Source organism: Clostridium amazonense (assembly GCF_056431285.1).
This window is the reverse complement of record NZ_JBWKMH010000031.1, coordinates 340,401-359,125: the sequence shown is the minus strand read 5'-3', so window position 1 is coordinate 359,125 and position 18,725 is coordinate 340,401. Positions and strand designations below refer to the sequence as shown.

Sequence of the window (18,725 nt, the reverse complement as noted above, 5' to 3'; positions counted from 1 at the left end):
AAACTCCTTTCAATACGATAAAATTATATGTTTAATAAAATATAAACCTTTTCAAATATTATATTTTTTTAAATATCGTTTAGGATTGTTATAATTTCGGGCATTTTATTTTTAAACTTTCGAATAACTTTTCACTTCATATCTGTAAACCTTTTATTCTTTACTTAAATTATATTCCTTGCCCTTTGGGGGAAGGTCAATATATCTTGAAAAAAAATATTAAATAAAAATTTTAAATAATTAAAATTCATATATTTTTTTTAATTTCCGACTATTCTTAATGCAAGTTATATCAACCTTTTTCAAAAATTCAACTTTTCCTTGGAGTTTTTCTAAACATATGCTTATTTTTTTTATTGAATAACATATATATCCATTTTCCATTCAAATATTATTCAATTTTCTCACAATATTCTCTATTAACATTCTGTACTTTTCCCCTTAGGGTAATCTTTTTTTTAATAACCTTTTATTTTTTTCTTTTTATTTTAATTAAAATTTCTGTTACAAATCTCTCTTTATTTTTTGTTGTCCAATAATCAGTTACATATCTTTCATAACATTCATCTGAACATATATAATTATGGCTATTTGCCCATTCTTTAATCTTATTATAAGTTTCATCAATTGTTTCATGTGAGCCTATATGGTAGCATGAAACTGCCATCCATCCACCAAATTCCATACTAACCTCTTCACTAGATTTTAAAATAGTTTCTTGCATTATCCTAACTTTTTTACACCTTCCTGCTATTTTTTCCTCTACCGATGGAAAACATATCATTACAGGTCCTGTAACTGCATTTTTCATATTATCTATATAATTACTAAATTCTAAGTTAATTATAGAATCCATATAATCATAATTAAAATCTTGTTCTAAAAATGTTAATATCTTATTCTCAACATATTTTACCGACACATCACAAGCATTATTCTCAAGTATCATTTGTGCTTCTGCTATTAAATTATGCCAATCTTTAAGTGATCTTTTCTTTAAATTTATTTCTTTCTCCATTTCACTTAGTTCATCTATCTTATTTCTAAATCTTTTATCAAAAAAGTCATAGGTTGTACCATTTAGGAACTCCTTCATCTCTTCAAGTTTAAATCCACTTTGCTTATAATACTTTATCATTGGTACAGTTAATAAATTTTCCTTACTATAATATCTGTAACCACTTTCATGAGCTATTTTATCTGGCGATAATATTCCCATTTTGTCATAATACCTCAATGCTTTCGTTGTTATTTTGCAAATTTCTCCAACTTTTCCTATTGAATAGAATTCATCTCTCATCCTAATTCCCCCTTTTTTATAAATTTTAAATTTATACTTAATTTATATTTTAAATTATTTTGATGCACTTTTGTGATATTTTTATAAATTTTATTAATTTTTTAGCAAATTTAAAATTTATAATATATAAAACAAAAGACTTCACATTGCATAATTATGCGATGTGAAGTCTTCATTATAATATTATTTATATATTTAAACCTAAAATCAGTATTATTATTCATAAAAAAGTTTATAATTAATGTAGAAAATTTATAACTACTCTAAAATTTTATTAAAAATTTCTACTAAATCTTCCCTTGTTGATTCTCTTGGATTTACTGTTGTACAAACATCTTTTAATGCAGCATTAATAATCTCTTCTCTAGATGCTTTAGCAAGTTCAATATCACTACCTTGTTCCTTTAATGTTTTTGGAATCATAAGTTCTTCTTGAAGCGATACTACACTTTTAATTAAATTATTAACCCCAATATGTACATTTGGTGAATGTAAATTTAATAATTTTGCAACTCTTTGATATTTTTTTGCAGCTAAACTATATTCTCCATTAAAAGAATCCTTACTTAAATTTGCATTATATTCAATTACATGTGGAAGTATTATTGCATTACTTCTTCCGTGTGGAATATGTAACTTTCCACCTACTGCATGAGCTAAACTATGTGTAATTCCAAGTCCAGCAGCATTAAATGCCATTCCTGCAAGACATGATGCATTATGTAACTTTTCTCTTGCTACTACATCACTTCCATCTGCATATGCCTGTGGTAAAAATCTAAAAGCTAAAGTTAAAGCTTTTTCTGCAAGTGCATCTGAAAAATCTGTAGCACCTGTAGAAACAAATGCTTCTAATGCATGTGTAATTACATCCATTCCTGTATCTGCTGTTATTGCTTTAGGTACAGTTTTTACAAGTTCAGGATCTAATATTGCATAGTCTGGTAGAAGTGATTTATCTGTTAATGCATACTTTAATCCTTCTTGCTTATTAGTAACTACTGCATACTCTGTAACTTCTGAGCCTGTACCACTAGTAGTTGGTATTGCATAAAATTCCTCTATCGTTGAAATACCACCATTAACTCTTTTTGCATATTCTCTTATAGCTTTAGCTCCATCAATTGATGATCCACCACCAAGTGCTATCATAACTTCTGCATTACATTTTTTTAAAACTTGAATACCAGCTGCAACAACTTCTACAGAAGGATCAGGAACAATATCACTATATATAGCAACTTCACAATTAACAAGTTTATCTTGTATCTTTGCAGCTGCTCCTGAAGTTTCCATAAATTTATCACATACAATTAATACTCTTTTATTTTTAATTTCACTTAGTCTATTTAAAGACCCTTCTCCGAAATAAACACTTGTGGCAATATTAAATTCTTTCATATCTATCTTCTCCTATCTTGAAAACATTTTAGATATGAATGAAATTAGTTATTCTTAACCCGAAGTATAAAAATTCACCACAATTATAACAATCAAATAAACTTTTAAAATAAGTTTATTCATTTAATTATATCAACATTATTTTCATAATACAATATTATAGTTTGCATAATAAATTAATTTTTCTAAATACTTATTGCTTTCCAAACTTCTTTTATTGCTTCACTATCTTCAAAATCATTTGAAAGTCTTCTCATCAAATTTGACATTTCCTCATTATTAAATACTCCTTCGCACTGATTTATATCATATGTAAACTTATCATTTATTGCTCTTAATAAATAATATAAATTATTTTTATATTCACAATCAGAAATGTGCTTTCCCTCTTGAAGCCTATTAAGTTCCATCATAGCATTTGATATATTATTTGATAATCTACAATAATCTCTCTCATCTTTTGCATCAATACAATGCATTGCAAAGGAACTTAACTCTGCACTCACGATCCTTTTTGAATGTTCTCTATACCTTTTTAATTTTGAACTATTATAAATACATATATTGAATAAAACAAAAATTAAAATAAATACCATAACTTTCTTCATAATTTCCTTATATCTCATAATTGTCATCATCCCCCTTATACTACTATAACTTAATTGGTTTTATTTTCAATATACTTGCAATTTAATCAAGTAAAATAACTTAAATAATTTATTAAATACTAATATTTTAATATATTATTTAAAATTTTTAATTTAAAATATCAATATTCTTCTTTCAAACAAGAATTTAAAATCTGCATTATTATTTTAAAATATTATAAAGCCTTGTAAGAAATGTATTTCCTACAAGGCTTATAAGTATAATCTTATATATCAGTATTAATAATTTCATTTTTCTAACACTTTAGTTTTCAAATATATTATAAATTTATTACCTATATCTGATAATTCATCTCTAGAACGCTTAATATAGCCAAATGAAACTTTTTCCTCACATTCTGTTATAGGTATCACTTGTATTCCACAATATTCATATTTGTCTTTTGCTAAACTTGTACCTATTGAACAAAAATCTGTATTTTTTAGTAATTGTATTAAAAAGCTATCACTATTTGTATATGATATGGATGTGTTTTCTCCAATATAAAATGCATCTTCTTTTAAATGTCCCAAATGATCGAATAAAGAATATTTATCTTCATAATGTTGAATTAATTTAGTATCTTTTATTGACTGCTGACTTATTATTTCATTTTTAGATATAATACTATTCTTGCCTAAAAATAGACATAATGATACTTTTCGTAACTCAGTATATTCCATTCCCTTTGATTTTATATTATGCATAAAGGCTGACATGTTACGTTTAGATATATGTACAACACCTAATTCTACATCTCTTCTATGAACTTTTTTTATAATTTCTTCAACACTGCATTCACAAAAATCCATTTCAATGTTTTTATCTAAATTATTATTATAAAATTCAGCTAAAAAAGTAGATAATTTATTGCTTGGTACACTTCCAATAGATAATTTTTCTACATATTTTTCTTTCTTTAATCCTTTAATTAACTTCATATTTTTTAATACTTCAAGTGCATATCTATATATTTTTTCGCCCTCTTTAGTTATAGTTACTCCCGTTCGATTACGATTGAGTAATTTCATATTTAATTCTTCTTCTAAAGACTTTATTACTTTACTAACATTTGGTTGTGTAGTAATTAGTGTTTCTGCTGCTGCATGAAAACTGCCCATATCAACACTAACTACAAAATATTGTAATTGTTTTATATCCATAATCTTATCCTCATTCATTCTCCTTTATGATATTCAAACTCTTAATTAAATATAATATCATAATAAAAACACTTCTTAATTGGGAAGTGTCTCTAATAATAGTATTTGCAAATTATTATTTGTTATAATAAATTTAATATTAATAAAAATAATTATTTACAACTTTCTTTTAATTTGTAGTTTCACAAATAATATAGCATATTATAGATTAAAATGTGTATTATCCTTATATTGTATGTATTCCAAATTGTTATCACTAATGTATTTTATTTATAAATCCTCATGTAATTATACTAATATATTCTTATTTTTCAGCTTATCCACTTCATTGTTTTATATTTACTCAATATATTACACATGGAAAATAAAACATTTAAATACATATTTCAATTCCAAATTAGAATACCTTTTTTACAGAAGAAAGATAAATAACATATTTTTTCATGTAAACTTAAATTTCAATTTATTAATATTTTAATTGATAATTTTAGTTTTCATATTTTTGCAATACTTGTACCACATCATATATGATTTAAATATAATGTTGTATAGGGATAATTATTTTCCTTAAATTTTTTATGTAGGTGATTGTAATGTCATGTAATGATAAAAATATTCATAAGGAAGTATCCATACCATATCCATTGTATCAATCAAAACAAGGAAATTATTTTATTGGTGAAACACCAATATTAATCGGTAGAAATGGACATGCATTAGCAGGCTTAGTAAATCCAATAGATTCAAATGTAACTATTTATGTTAATGCTATGACTATAACAAATATTTCAGCTCTTAATATCTCTGCTGAATTTTATGTTAAAACAAATTTAAAAAGAAGTATGATTAGTGATTCAATTAGTGCAGCTAATTTAGATTATTCTACTACAAATCCAGAAGGTGAAATTAGATATCTAGGTTTAGGTGTTTCAAAACCTAAATTTGGCGTATCTATATTTAGTAGAATAGTTCCACCTTATTCAACATTAGTTGTTGATGGAAGTCAAATAATTCTTCCTCCTGGACAATCAATCTTAATTTATTTAGGCGGTTTATTACCAATTCAATTAAACAGTACTATAGTTGCTTTTGGATGGTGGGAAGAAATGTTATGTACTCCATCACCTTATTGTTGCTAAAAATTAATATTTAAAAATAAAAAACCACGATTTTTTAATCGTGGTTTTCTTAATGAAAACTTATATTATTGGTAACCATTGATAAGTTATTACTATCCAATAAACTAAAAATAAAATTGTTGCTGATACTAAGTAGCTTTTTTCCGTTTTTGTAGTTTTCTTTAATATAAAACCTAATACTATTCCTATTATAAAATCTATAAATACTGCCAATGGAACAAATAAAAACTCTGAAGATACATATCCTCCCATCTTATTTACAATTGGCTCATATATTATAACTGTTGGAATTGCATGTATTATATCGTATATGTGTGCATTATTCATTATAAGTATAGATAAAGCATTTCCTACAAATGATAATATTGCAAATATAAAACCACAAGATAACACTTTTCTATTTTGTATAAATGTTCTAAGTTTACTCATTAATTTTTCTCCTAATATTTTGACTAGAGTACTATGATACTCATATCTTGTTCCCTTTTTTTATAAATATTCATAAATATTTTTTTGTTCTTTACTTTATATTTAAAAATTTTCACTAAATAACCCTGCACCTTTTATGATTTCTTGTTCTAAAAACAAGCTAGATACAGCAGCTTTATAATCATTTATTTTTTGTGATTTTTTTATTTTCTTAGCATATTTCTTATTGTCAGAAAATATGTAAATCATATAACCCCATAATTCTTTCATTTTAAACATAGTATTTTTTTCATCTTTATATAATTCTAAATAATTATTTAGAACCTCATCATGAAAGTCTCTTATTACTTTTTTATCTATAGTATTCTTATTTTCTATTTCATTTATTAATCCTGGATTGGCAAGTAGTCCTCTTCCAATCATAACTTTATTTAAATTCGGAAATTCTTTTATTATTTTATTATAACTATCTGTTGTAAAAATATCGCCATTATAACAAATTGTATTTTTACTTAGTTCTAACGCATCTTTAAACACTTCTAAATTAGGTGTATTTCCATAAAAATCTTCTCTTGTTCTAGGATGAATAATTAATTCTTCCATTTCATATTTATTATAAATTTTTATAAGTTCATAAAACTCTTCTGGACTGTCTTTTCCTATTCTAGTCTTTACAGAAATTCTTACGTCATTTATTTTAAAGATTTCATCTAAAAATCTATCAAGCTCATCCCTTTTTGCTAAAAATCCCGAACCTCTATTCTTTGAAACAACAGTTCCTGCTGGACAACCTAAATTTAAATTGACTTCCTCATACCCAAGTTCCTTTAATTTCTTACAAGTAACAATAAATCCCTCTGAATCATTAGTAAGTATTTGTGGCACTATATTCATTTTATTGTTATTTTCCGGTAAAATATCTCTTAACTCTTTAGTTTTAAGACTTTTACTAGTGTTAGGAACTATAAATGGCGTAAAGTATTTATCTATATTATGAAAAAACTTCTCATATGCATTTCTATATATGTATCCTGTAATTCCTTCCATTGGTGCTAAATAATATTTCATTTGATATCTCCTCATAATTTTATAATAATATTTATATTATAGACTAAACTAATATTTTCTGAAATATAAAATAGCAAAAGCAAAAACACATCAGTAAAAATTACTAATGTGTTTTTATATCTAACTTTTTAATTTATTTTTTCAATGTACTTACAATTATCATATATATGATTTAAAAAAACTAATAGTCTTTCATAAAGTGGATTTACTTTATCACCAAACTTATGTTGTAAATTTTCCCCGACTTCTTTAACTGTTCTATTTCCATCAAGTTGTATGAATACTGCACTACAATATTCATCAAATTCAATTTTTTTATACATAGGAATTTTAAATCTTAATTTTCTAAAAAACCTTTGTATTTTATAATCTTGTTTTTCAAGAACAGTGACTATTTTATTTTTATTTACTTCGTATTCAACATAATCACAAATTTTAAATTTTGTATTTAAAATTTCTTCATTAGTCTTCATCATGTTTTACCTTCGATGCCATAATAGGTATGGTAGTCGCTACAACTAAAATTACTAATAAAATTATAGCCATAGTATTACTTGCTGCAAATCCAGCTGGAGTTCCAGGTGTTATTATACCTGATACTTGTAATATTATTCCTATTAATCCTATTATAGATCCACCAGCTACAAGTCCTGATGACAAACTAATTCCATTGGAAACCCTAACTTCTTTTTCTTTATCACTCTTACTCATTTTTTCAACAAATACACGTATTAATGCTCCGATTAATATTATAGATGTTGTTGATATAGGTAAATAAAATCCTATAGCAACAGTCATTATAGGTAAGTCTAATAAGAATAAGAATAGTGCCATAATAACACCAACTATAATCATTGGCCAAGGTAAGTTTCCTGACATTATCCCTGAAGTTAATGTAGCCATTAAGTTTGCTTGTGGTAATGCAAATGGTGCATCTGCTCCAGTAATTTTTAATTGACTTGAAAGTACCATTATTGTTCCTGTAACAACAACAACACCAACTATACTAGCTAATACAAAAGAATTTTGCATTTCTCTTTTACTTCCACCAATTATATAAGTTACTTTTTGGGATTGGCTATATCCGCCAGCTACTGATATTGCAACAACCATAAATGCTGCAAATAGAAGTAATGTTTTATTATCAGCCTGACCAGTCCACCCCATTATAACAAATACTAATGTTAATATAACCAATGAAGCAATTGTCATACCTGATACTGGAAGGTTTGATGTTCCTATTGTACCTGTTAAACGACCAGAAACTATTACAAATAGCATTGATAATATTAATGATACAATTGCTGCTACTATAGCCATTGTTGCACTTTGAGAAATAAAGAATGCTGCTACAAAAGCTACTACAATACCACCTAAAAGCAATAGCATTTCTCCTGAACCTTTTTCCCCATCAGCATCTTTATTTGATTTAGCTCTTAATGTTTCTTTTATAGAAAGCACTATAGTTGGTATAAGTTTAACAGCCCCTATTATACCACCACAAAGCATCATTCCTGCTCCTATATACTTAACATAACTTCCTGATATAGCATTTACATCCATTTGATGTAAAAGCATACTTGCATCATTCCATGTTTGTGTATTACGTTCTGCTAAATCAGTAAAATAACCTATTAACGGAGCAATACCAAAGTTAGCAAGTATTGAGCCTGCAAACATAGTTAAGGATACCTCTAATCCAACTATAAATCCTATACCTAATAAAAGTGGATTTACTTCTGTTGAATATTTCCATTTATAAAATGCACTTCCTAAAAAAGTAAAAGTATTATTTATCATGTTTAAAAATGAGCTAGTTAGAACATTAATAACACCACTTATTCCAACTCCAATTCCCATATACTTTATAGCATCTCCACCTGCTTCTGAAGCAACAAGTGTTTCAGATATTGCCATTGATTCTGGATACATAAGTTTTCCATGTTCTTCAACTATTAAATAATTATAAACTAATGCTAAAACTCCTATACCAAATAGTGTTCCACCTACACCTACACCTATTCCTTCTAAAAAAGTGATATCTTTTCCTATTAATATAATTGCAGGTAATACATAAATCATACCACTTGCTATAGATTCTCCACCACTTGCCATACCTTGAGTTATATTTTTCCCAAGAATTCCTGTATTACGAGCAAATACTTTAATAAGCATTGAACCTATTATAGCACCTGGAATACCTGCTGCAACAGTTAATCCTGATTTCATACCTGAATAAGCCGTTGATGCTGCAAATACAGTTGCTAATACTATACCTATTATAATTGAAGCGGCATTGGCTCCTTTTTTAGATTTATCTGTTATATAAGGAACATAATCTTTTCCATGAACACCCCCATAAGCTTCTTTGGGTAATTTGTCTTTCATATTTTAATCTCCTTTCTTTTGTTCATTCATATCTTTACATTGAATACGTCCTTTTTATTATTTGCCATAATTCGATAATATATTTATGTTTTCTACTAAATTCTAAAATAAAAGATGAATTATAATTTTAATTAATTACAATTCATCTTTTTTTATACTCTCTAATTTAATTCTAATTTAATATTTTTCTAAATAAACTCAAAATTAATTATTTATTGTTTTTAAAAAATTTATATAAAAAGTACTTCCTACCCCTACTTCACTTTCAACTGATATATCTCCATTGTGTGCTTTTATAATTGCTTTGCTTAAACATAATCCAATTCCAATACTAGTTGGATTAATAGAATTTTCACCTTTATAAAATCTATTGAAAATTTTATTTATTTCACTTTTTTCTATTCCTTCACCATTGTCCTTTATAGAAATCCGCACAGATATAGGTGTTTCATATAGTTCAATGAAAATATGTCCTCCATTTTTAGTATGCTCTATTGCATTTTTTATAATATTACTCAAAGCTTCAGCTATCCACTTTCTATCATGATACAAGACTATATCTTTATCATATTTAAATTCGATTCTTTGATTTTTTTCATTAGCTTTTATTATTAATGGATTTATACTCTCTTCAATTGTATTTTTCATTGAAAATTTTTCCTTATGATATTCTACAACATTACTTTCTAATCGTGCATATTTTAATAATGTCTTAACTAGCCATTCCATTCTTTCTAATTGTTCTTTACTAAGTAAAATAAATTTTTCTATATCTTTATTATCCATATCTACATGATCTAATAAAATTTCATTATACATAGACAATGCCATTAATGGTGTTTTAAGTTGATGTGATATATCATTTATTATATTTTTCAAATTTAATTTTTCATCATATAGCATTGAAATACTATTATATATACGCTCTTCCATAATTGAAAATTTTAATATAAACTTATCTAGACTTCCTTCATATTTATGTTCTTTAAACTTATCACAATTTCTGCTTTCAATAACATTTTCTGCTCTATAAGTTAAATACTTAACTTCTTTATATAAGGGATTAAAAAAATAAATTACCCCAATAATTAAAAATATAATACTACCAACAGTTATTGCTAGAAATAATATTTTATATCCATCAAAAGCATTTGCTATTGTTGGATTTTCCCTATAACTTAAACTATCGTCATAAGAATATTGGGATAAAATATTTTTTCCTAAGATTTCGTTTCCTTTCATTTTATCTGTAAATATTGGAATTATTTCAATTCCTAATTCTTTATCTTTTTCATACACCTGCCCAACTATCTCATAACTTTTTTGTATAATATTATTATTAATATTATTTACAAACATTGAAAATATTATAATACTTAGTATAGATTGCATAACTAAAATTAAAATTATATATCTTATAATTTTTAATCTCTCATCTTTATTCTGAAATGGTATCACTTATTTCACCACCTCAACACTCCACTTATAGCCCACACCTCTTACTGTTGCTATCAAAGTAGGATTTTTACCATCGTATTCTATTTTTTCTCTTAGCCTTTTTATATAGACACTTAATGCATTTGCATCTATATAATTTCCATCTATATCCCATAATTTTTCTAAAATAAAATTTCTAGTCAATACATTAGGTGCATTTTCCATAAGCAATAACAATAATTTAAATTCATTTACCGTTAAAGATATATCTTCACCATTTTTTCTAACAGAATGTGCCCCTTTATCTAATTCTATTCCATTGCTCTTTATTATTTTTCGACTATCTATAACTTTTATAAAATTTCTTTTTCTCCTTAAAACTGCATTGATGCGCGATACTAATTCCTTTATCTTAACAGGTTTTGTTACATAGTCATCCGCTCCTAAATCTAATCCTGTTACTACATTTGACTCCTCATCACATGCAGTCATAAATATTATAGGTATCTCATTTCCCGTTTCCCTTACCTCACTACAAAATTCATATCCATCTCCATCTGGTAACATTAAGTCTAATAAAATCAAATCATCACCATCATTTAACTTTTCCCTGGCACTCTTTAAATTTAATGCATGCTCAACTACAAATCCTTCTTTTTTTAAACTATATATAACTGCTAATGCAACTGCTCTATCATCTTCAACTAGTAAAATTTTCTTCAAATTAAATTCCTCCTAACTACTCATTATTTCTTATTAATTCTGTAGTTTTTGTAAAATCTATTTTTCTTACAGATAGATAACTTCCTAATATATTTATAAACAACAAAATTATACTTCCTATAATTGCTTCTTTAAGAGGAATATATTTAATATCTATATTATTAGTATAAGTAAGTATATTGTATATAATATGTAAACTTATAAAAGATACTGTAAAACTAAAAACAGAAGATATAATCCATTGAATCAAATCCTCTAAAAATAAAATCTTCTTTAATCTTCTTTTATTAATGCCTATAGCTAATAACGTTCCAATTTCTTTTCCCCTTAGTTTTATATAAACACTTTTGTTATTTATTATATTAATTGCCCCAATGACCATTGATAAGCCTAATATCAAATATACAACTAGTGCTATAATACGTAGATTTATACTATAGTAATTATTCATTTCTTTATTATCCGTACAATATCCACCAATTAAATTTGCATAATTTTTAATTGTTCTAACTTCTGATTCCCTGTTAGTACTATTCTTTAGTTTTATAGCTAAATCAATATTATTTAACTCCAACTGAGCAGAATTAAATACTTTTTTGTTATTTAAATAAAATGATTGTGAAACTATTAATGTTGTATTGTTTTCTACACCGTACCTTTTGCCATTTATGATATCATTTAATTCTATTTCACCTAAATATATTAATTCCATTGAATTATTAGCTTGCACAAGATTCTTTATTTCATTTTCATCTAACTTATACTTACCATCAACAATTTGATATTTACTAGGTGTAAGTTTAAATTTCTCACCTTTTTTTATATTAAATAAACTCTCTTTAGATTTGTAATACTTTTTACTATTTATATCTGTATTTAAAACAAAAACCCCATTCTTATGTAATTCATTATTATCCTGTTTATTTAATAAACTTTTAATATATTCATCTTCTAAAATTATTAGTGCTATATTATTACTATAAACATATTCTTTATCATCAATTTTCAAACTTTCTTCACCATATACATTTTTTTCACTTATCTGTTTAACGTTACTATTCAATTTTACATCTGAAAATACACCTTGAATCCTATAAATTATTTTGCTATATATATTATTGCTATTTCCAATACTCTCAATTTCATTTTTATATTTATTTACTTCTGCTATTACACTAGAACTATTCTCTATAGAATTTATATCAATTGTTAAATCCATGCTTTGTTTTAATTCTCTTTTATAATCTTGTAACGAACTTGTATTAAATCCTACAAAAATAATAAATATACTTAATAAAAAAGTAGTTGTTATTGTGTTAATTAAGAAATATTTATTGTCTCCCCTAACATTCTTATATGCCAATTCTCCATTATATCCAAATAATTTCATTATAATTTTTGATCTTTTAACTTTAATTATTTTTCTAATTCCATAATTATTTTTCATTCCATAAATAGGATCTATATGTCCAACTTTTATTATTGGTATTATTGTTGATGTAAATATGCTTATAACTGTAAATAAAATTACCTGTATAATTACCTCTGGATATATTTTAAATTCAATCATTTTTGTAGATATATTAAACATCTCCGCAAAAAAAGTATAATAAATCACAAAACTTACTATTATAGATAAAATAATTCCTGGAATAATTGATAATAGCACCAATAAAGTACTTTCCTTTATTAATAACATTCTTATCTTTCCTGGAGTTGCACCAATACACCTTAGTATTGAAAATTGCTCAACCCTTTCCTTTATTGAAATATTTATAAATCCATAAATAAAAACTGTGCTTAATATTACTATTGCAAAATTTATAATCATATCTTGTAAAGTAGCCTTATTACTTAAACCATACTTATTTACATCATATCTATACAGTAACTGATTATTTAAAACTACATCATCACTATCATTATACTTATCAATTTGTTTTTCTATAGAATTAGCTATCCTAACAATATTCTTATATTTATTTCTTTTTGATTTTGTATTTATAGCTATATTAATTATAGACTCATCTATGTTTTCATCAAGTAATGTTATTCCACCCGAACTTTCAATAACATCAAAATTTTCATTTATAAATATCCCAACGATTTTATAACTTTTATCCTTTATATTAACATAATCACCTATTTTCTTTTTTAATTCTATACTACCTACTTCGCTAATAATTATTTCATCACTACTTATTGGTAATCTTCCATTTTCTATTTTAATCACTTCATTAAATAAATTTTTAAAGAATATTTCATCTGCTGCATAAAGATAAAAATTACTAATATTCTTATCTTTAGGTACTTCTCTAGTTATACTAACCACTTCTTTATATATTCCTGCATCATTTACTAAAACATTATTTTTAATTACTTCAGCTTCATTAAGTGTTAAATTTTTAAATATTGCTTCAAACTTACCTGTTCTTTCCTCAACTCTTGATATATTACTTTCATTTACATAAGCCTGTATATATCCGATTGTTGAAAATAAAATTATACTCATTATTATGCCTATAATAATGCAAAAGTTTCTTTTCTTATTTATCTTAAACTGTTTATTAACTATTAATCTATAATTCCTTATGAAGCTCACTCCCTAATCATTTAAAATTTCTCCATCTTTTATTGTTATAACTCTATCTGCCATTGCTGCAATTTTTTCATCATGAGTTATAAGTACTAATGTTTGATTATATTTACTTGTTATATATTTAAGCAAATCCATAACATCCATAGCAGTATTTGAATCTAAGTTTCCCGTTGGTTCATCAGCTAATATTATATCTGGCTTATTTGCTAAAGCTCGCCCTATTGCCACTCTCTGCTGCTGCCCACCAGACAATTCTGATGGTAAATGATTTTTTCTATCATCTAACCCTAACATTTTTATAAGTTCTTCTTTATAATTCTCTTCCATAGTTCCATCATCCAAAAGAACTGGCATTTCTATATTTTCCTCTACTGTCAATACTGGAATTAAATTGTACAATTGAAAAACAAATCCCAATTTTCTTAACCTTAATAGTGATATATCATTTTCTGATAATTCACCCAAATTAATTTTATCTATATAAACATCTCCTTCTGTAGCTCTATCAACTCCACCTAAAATATTTAATAATGTAGATTTTCCTGATCCTGAAGCTCCTACAATTGCTATAAATTCACCCTTATATATCGTTAAGTTAATGTTTTTTAATGCCCTTACACTATTAGGGCCCTTTCCATAAACTTTACCTACATTAACTACATTTATAATACTCATTAATTTCTCCTTAACTTTAAAATGTTTTATTATATATAATAACTCAAACTTCATTGTTTAATCCATATATTCAAGTCATATCTTTAATTTTTCATAGACTAAATAATCTACTTTTATATATTAACCATTTAAAATTTTTATAAAACAAAAGAGGTAGGTTAATCCTACCCCTTTCATTTTAGTTTTTAACATCTCTTCTTATAAAAGTTATAAATGTAATTAGTAACATTACAATTGATATAAGAATTAATTGTATAGCTCCTTGAGTGTATTCTAATTGCATCCCAAAAGATTGTGATAACATTTGTTGTGTTGATGGTATCAGTCTAAGATATGATACATTTATATATGGAATAAATGTACTAATTATCCATGTTTGCTTAAGCGATATTAACATATCTGTAGCTGGTACAGCACCCAAATAAAGCATCATACTAATAGCAACTGCTAACGCTGTATTTTTAGCTACTGTTGATATTAAAAATACTAAAGTGGCAATAAATACTAAGCTAGAACATGATATCATAATTTTTGAAAGTAAAAATTTAATATAACTTAAATGTACTATCGATCCATTTATTGTATCTAATAATGGTGTTTTATAAGTTTCAAAACCAAATACAACTCCTGTTGATATATAGAGAGTTGCTATTCCAATGAAAACAACACCTATTCCAACTATAAGTACAGCTAATAGCTTTGACAACAATATTTTCCATCTTGATACTGGTCTTATTAGTAATAATCTTATCGTGCCTTTTGAATATTCAGTTGCCACAATTCCCCCACCTATTATAATCACTATTATAACAGCTAAAACTACAAATATTTCATAGCCTCCATCTAAAACACTTCTAGCATCTTTTATTTGATTTAACACTGGGATATTATTTTCCAACCCATACCAAAGTTCTTTTATTTGATTTATTGTTACTTCTCTTTTTTTATTAAAATTTTTCACATATTCATCATATGTCATTTCAACACCTTCAAGTGATGCTTGTGAACTATATTGCTTTTCATCTAACATAGGATATCTTAATTCAATCAATTCATTTTCTATTTGTTGTATTGAATTGTTTTTCCAATTATTTAAGTCATAATCTATTTTATTATCAAATCTAAATTTCATAACTTCCATATCTTGTTGTAATTGTGGAATTCTAATCTTTGCATCTTTAGATTTTTTTTCAAGTTCTAATAATTTTGATTTTCCAGCTTCATCTGTAGGATTTTTTTTCATTAATTTTTCATATTCAGATATACAACTATTTAATTGTGCAATTTGACTATTTGTTCTATTAATTTCTTCTTGCGTATGAGCTATATAATCATTATTTAAAATTATATTTTTAATTTTTTCTTTTTCAGCTATAAAATTTGACTCTATTTCTTTTTTCTTTGCTAAAGTCATATTAAAATATTTTTCTACTTCATTTGAATCATCATTTTGTAAATTCTCTAGCACTATATCTTTTTCATACCCTTCCAAAACAAATTCAATTGCTGCTAAATTGCTTGAAACATTTCTATAATTTTCAATCTCTTTTTCACGCCAATCTCTATGACCAACTTCATTCTCAACATAAAGCTTCCTTGCTTCTACATTTATCATGGCATACTCAAATTTTATTTTTCCCTTTTGTGTTTTATCATCTTTTAAGCTTTCTAAATATAATTCTGCATCTTGTAATAAAAATTTATTGCTTTCCATTGTACTTTTATAGTATCTATTCTCTGGAATGCTATTAATCGCAATTGGAAATATTATTGCTGCAACTAATATTAATATGCTTAGTAATTTTATACTTGGCTTTTTAAATTGCTTTACTAATTCATTGTATGTCAAACTGAATAATTTCATAAATACTTCTCCTTTTTATCTTATTTGTTCTTTAGATCCTTTAGTAACATTCATAAATTCTTCTTCCAATGTTTTTGTTATAATCGCAACTATATATATTGAAATATCATTTAAAATTAACTCTTTATTTACTTTTGCTAATTCTTCTTTTTCACAAGTCAATTTAATTCCATTTTCAAATTTACTTATACTAAATTCTGGATATTTATCATTAATAATCTTAATTGCATCGTCCTTATTATCTACCTCAATGTAATAGGATTTATGGGTTTCAAATTCACTTTTCTTTATATCACTAATAGTTTTAATATCAATCATTTTTCCACCATCAATAATCCCAAATCTATCACACATTAACTCCATTTCACTTAACAAATGGCTTGAAACCATTACTGATAACTTTTCTTTTTCTGCTAAGTTTCTTAACATTTCTCTTAATTCCTTTATTCCCATTGGATCAAGTCCATTTGTAGGCTCATCTAGAATTAATAATTTTGGGTTATGTAATAATGCTTGTGCAACTCCTAACCTTTGCCTCATGCCAAGTGAATACTTACTCACCTTATCATCTATTCTATTTCCAAGCTTAACTAATTTAACAACTTCTTCAATTCTTTCTTTATTTATTCCACCATGCATTCTTCCATAGAGTTTTAAATTATCTCTACCACTTAAGTATCCATACATCTCTGGATTCTCTATAATTCCACCCACTCCTTTAAGTGCCTTTTCAAATTGACTTTTCACACTTTTTCCATCAATATATATTTCACCTTTACTTATTTTATATAAACCTGTAATCATTTTTATTGTTGTTGTTTTACCTGCACCATTAGGCCCTAGAAATCCAAAAATTTCTCCTTCATTAACAGTAAAAGTTATATCATCAACCAATGCTTTATTGTTCATAATTTTACTTACATTTTTTAACTCTAAAACTGATTTCATATATTTAACCTCTTTTTCTATTTATTTTTAACCTTTAAATCTATATCTCCGTTTTATTACCGACTATTGAAATTATAGTCTTCTTTTACTTTTTTTAAGTTCAGTTATATATTATTGTTTTCTTGATAACCATTTTTTTATCCTTCTAGTATCATGTATTGGTATTAATTCATCTTCTTGCTGCTTGCTACATGTTTTATTATATCTTTATAAAATTACAGTTTACTTATAGAAATCTTACAATTTAATAACAAAGTGATAATCTAAATATATTGTTTTACATTTTGAGTAACTTATATAACTTTTTATATTTTCCCTATATTATTTCAAGTAATTTTGTTTTATAAAAAGTTAATACTATTAGTACTGAAAGAAGGTGTCTTTAAATTGAGTGGAAAAATAATATTAAATTTAGCAATGAGTTTAGATGGATATATTGCTGACGAAAATGGTGGCTTTGAATGGATTGTTGGTGATGGATGTAATAAATTAGATACTAAAACTAAATGGGATTACTCTGAATTTCTAAAAAATATTGATGTTGTAGTAATGGGTAAAAATTGTTTTAATCAAAAATTTCATAATGATTTTAAAGAAAAAGAAGTATATATAGCAACATCTGAACCCATGACAGACTATGATAATATTCATTTTATTAATAATAATATATGTAAAACTATAATTGATTTAAAAAATAAAAATATAAACATCTTTTTATTTGGTGGTGGTATTCTTATTGATAACTTCATTAAAGCTAATATTATAGATGAATATATAATTGGAGTAATCCCTACAATTTTAGGAAATGGAATTCCATTATTCTTAGAAAATAATCCAAAAATAGATTTACATCTTGAATATTATTCAATTGAAAATGGTATTACAATATTGAAGTATTCTAAAAGAACTATTTAAAATTTATACAAACTAAAAAAACACATCA

General features: G+C 25.4%; 16 protein-coding genes. 2 read left to right on the top strand and 14 right to left on the bottom strand.

Going from position 1 to position 18,725, the window contains the following annotated elements; all coding sequences use genetic code 11:
* Window positions 1–469 precede the first annotated feature (469 nt).
* The 4 genes from AC07E4_RS13865 to AC07E4_RS13850 all read right to left on the bottom strand — a co-directional run bounded on the left by AC07E4_RS13865 (window position 470) and on the right by AC07E4_RS13850 (window position 4,530).
* Window positions 470–1,300, bottom strand: coding sequence for a MerR family transcriptional regulator (locus tag AC07E4_RS13865; protein WP_040329056.1), 831 nt, complete (start codon window positions 1,298–1,300; stop codon window positions 470–472).
* Window positions 1,301–1,558: 258 nt separating this feature from the next.
* Window positions 1,559–2,701: a 1-propanol dehydrogenase PduQ gene (locus AC07E4_RS13860; RefSeq protein ID WP_040329057.1), complete on the bottom strand. Its 1,143-nt coding sequence runs from the start codon at window positions 2,699–2,701 to the stop codon at window positions 1,559–1,561.
* Window positions 2,702–2,886: 185 nt separating this feature from the next.
* Window positions 2,887–3,327, bottom strand: coding sequence for a hypothetical protein (locus AC07E4_RS13855; protein ID WP_040329058.1), 441 nt, complete (start codon window positions 3,325–3,327; stop codon window positions 2,887–2,889).
* A gap of 270 nt (window positions 3,328–3,597) precedes the next feature.
* Window positions 3,598–4,530, bottom strand: a complete 933-nt coding sequence (locus tag AC07E4_RS13850; RefSeq protein ID WP_081771006.1) for a LysR family transcriptional regulator — start codon at window positions 4,528–4,530, stop codon at window positions 3,598–3,600.
* 575 nt (window positions 4,531–5,105) lie between these two features.
* Here AC07E4_RS13850 and AC07E4_RS13845 point away from each other — a divergent pair.
* On the top strand, window positions 5,106–5,651 hold the full coding sequence (locus AC07E4_RS13845; RefSeq protein WP_478216708.1) for a DUF6143 family protein: 546 nt from the start codon (window positions 5,106–5,108) through the stop codon (window positions 5,649–5,651).
* Between the two features lie 60 nt (window positions 5,652–5,711).
* On the opposite strand, the gene AC07E4_RS13840 is transcribed toward AC07E4_RS13845, so the two are convergent.
* The 10 genes from AC07E4_RS13840 to AC07E4_RS13795 all read right to left on the bottom strand — a co-directional run bounded on the left by AC07E4_RS13840 (window position 5,712) and on the right by AC07E4_RS13795 (window position 17,782).
* The gene (locus AC07E4_RS13840) at window positions 5,712–6,080 is read right to left on the bottom strand and encodes a hypothetical protein (RefSeq protein WP_040329061.1); all 369 of its coding nucleotides are present in this window, start codon (window positions 6,078–6,080) and stop codon (window positions 5,712–5,714) included.
* A gap of 102 nt (window positions 6,081–6,182) precedes the next feature.
* Window positions 6,183–7,148, bottom strand: a complete 966-nt coding sequence (locus tag AC07E4_RS13835; protein WP_478216707.1) for a tRNA dihydrouridine synthase — start codon at window positions 7,146–7,148, stop codon at window positions 6,183–6,185.
* Window positions 7,149–7,276: 128 nt separating this feature from the next.
* On the bottom strand, window positions 7,277–7,624 hold the full coding sequence (locus AC07E4_RS13830; protein ID WP_040329064.1) for a hypothetical protein: 348 nt from the start codon (window positions 7,622–7,624) through the stop codon (window positions 7,277–7,279).
* Window positions 7,611–9,536, bottom strand: a complete 1,926-nt coding sequence (locus tag AC07E4_RS13825; RefSeq protein ID WP_040329065.1) for an OPT family oligopeptide transporter — start codon at window positions 9,534–9,536, stop codon at window positions 7,611–7,613. Before AC07E4_RS13825 ends, AC07E4_RS13830 begins: the two co-directional genes overlap by 14 nt.
* A 204-nt stretch (window positions 9,537–9,740) precedes the next feature.
* The gene (locus AC07E4_RS13820; protein ID WP_430830733.1) at window positions 9,741–10,994 is read right to left on the bottom strand and encodes a sensor histidine kinase; all 1,254 of its coding nucleotides are present in this window, start codon (window positions 10,992–10,994) and stop codon (window positions 9,741–9,743) included.
* Window positions 10,995–11,696, bottom strand: coding sequence for a response regulator transcription factor (locus tag AC07E4_RS13815; RefSeq protein ID WP_478216706.1), 702 nt, complete (start codon window positions 11,694–11,696; stop codon window positions 10,995–10,997).
* A 16-nt stretch (window positions 11,697–11,712) separates the two neighbouring features.
* A complete protein-coding gene (locus AC07E4_RS13810; RefSeq protein WP_478216705.1) occupies window positions 11,713–14,208 on the bottom strand; it encodes an ABC transporter permease in 2,496 nt (831 codons plus the stop codon).
* Window positions 14,209–14,301: 93 nt separating this feature from the next.
* Complete coding sequence (locus tag AC07E4_RS13805) at window positions 14,302–14,970, bottom strand: ABC transporter ATP-binding protein (protein ID WP_478216704.1); 669 nt, start codon at window positions 14,968–14,970, stop codon at window positions 14,302–14,304.
* A 178-nt stretch (window positions 14,971–15,148) separates the two neighbouring features.
* Window positions 15,149–16,834, bottom strand: coding sequence for an ABC transporter permease subunit (locus AC07E4_RS13800; protein ID WP_478216703.1), 1,686 nt, complete (start codon window positions 16,832–16,834; stop codon window positions 15,149–15,151).
* 15 nt (window positions 16,835–16,849) lie between these two features.
* A complete protein-coding gene (locus tag AC07E4_RS13795; protein WP_478216702.1) occupies window positions 16,850–17,782 on the bottom strand; it encodes an ABC transporter ATP-binding protein in 933 nt (310 codons plus the stop codon).
* 387 nt (window positions 17,783–18,169) lie between these two features.
* Between AC07E4_RS13795 and AC07E4_RS13790 the strand changes: the two genes are divergently transcribed.
* On the top strand, window positions 18,170–18,697 hold the full coding sequence (locus AC07E4_RS13790) for a dihydrofolate reductase family protein (RefSeq protein ID WP_478216701.1): 528 nt from the start codon (window positions 18,170–18,172) through the stop codon (window positions 18,695–18,697).
* Window positions 18,698–18,725: the final 28 nt, after the last annotated feature.

Excerpts from the sequence above, each read along its gene's own strand:
- AC07E4_RS13795 (WP_478216702.1), bottom strand. The coding sequence starts at position 17,782 with ATGAAATCAGTTTTAGAGTTAAAAAATGTAAGTAAAATTATGAACAAT.
- AC07E4_RS13810 (WP_478216705.1), bottom strand. The coding sequence starts at position 14,208 with ATGAGTATAATTTTATTTTCAACAATCGGATATATACAGGCTTATGTA.
- AC07E4_RS13835 (WP_478216707.1), bottom strand. The coding sequence starts at position 7,148 with ATGAAATATTATTTAGCACCAATGGAAGGAATTACAGGATACATATAT.
- AC07E4_RS13845 (WP_478216708.1), top strand. The coding sequence starts at position 5,106 with ATGTCATGTAATGATAAAAATATTCATAAGGAAGTATCCATACCATAT.
- AC07E4_RS13825 (WP_040329065.1), bottom strand. The coding sequence starts at position 9,536 with ATGAAAGACAAATTACCCAAAGAAGCTTATGGGGGTGTTCATGGAAAA.
- AC07E4_RS13800 (WP_478216703.1), bottom strand. The coding sequence starts at position 16,834 with ATGAAATTATTCAGTTTGACATACAATGAATTAGTAAAGCAATTTAAA.
- AC07E4_RS13850 (WP_081771006.1), bottom strand. The coding sequence starts at position 4,530 with ATGAATGAGGATAAGATTATGGATATAAAACAATTACAATATTTTGTA.
- AC07E4_RS13830 (WP_040329064.1), bottom strand. The coding sequence starts at position 7,624 with ATGATGAAGACTAATGAAGAAATTTTAAATACAAAATTTAAAATTTGT.
- AC07E4_RS13805 (WP_478216704.1), bottom strand. The coding sequence starts at position 14,970 with ATGAGTATTATAAATGTAGTTAATGTAGGTAAAGTTTATGGAAAGGGC.
- AC07E4_RS13860 (WP_040329057.1), bottom strand. The coding sequence starts at position 2,701 with ATGAAAGAATTTAATATTGCCACAAGTGTTTATTTCGGAGAAGGGTCT.
- AC07E4_RS13865 (WP_040329056.1), bottom strand. The coding sequence starts at position 1,300 with ATGAGAGATGAATTCTATTCAATAGGAAAAGTTGGAGAAATTTGCAAA.
- AC07E4_RS13840 (WP_040329061.1), bottom strand. The coding sequence starts at position 6,080 with ATGAGTAAACTTAGAACATTTATACAAAATAGAAAAGTGTTATCTTGT.
- AC07E4_RS13855 (WP_040329058.1), bottom strand. The coding sequence starts at position 3,327 with ATGAGATATAAGGAAATTATGAAGAAAGTTATGGTATTTATTTTAATT.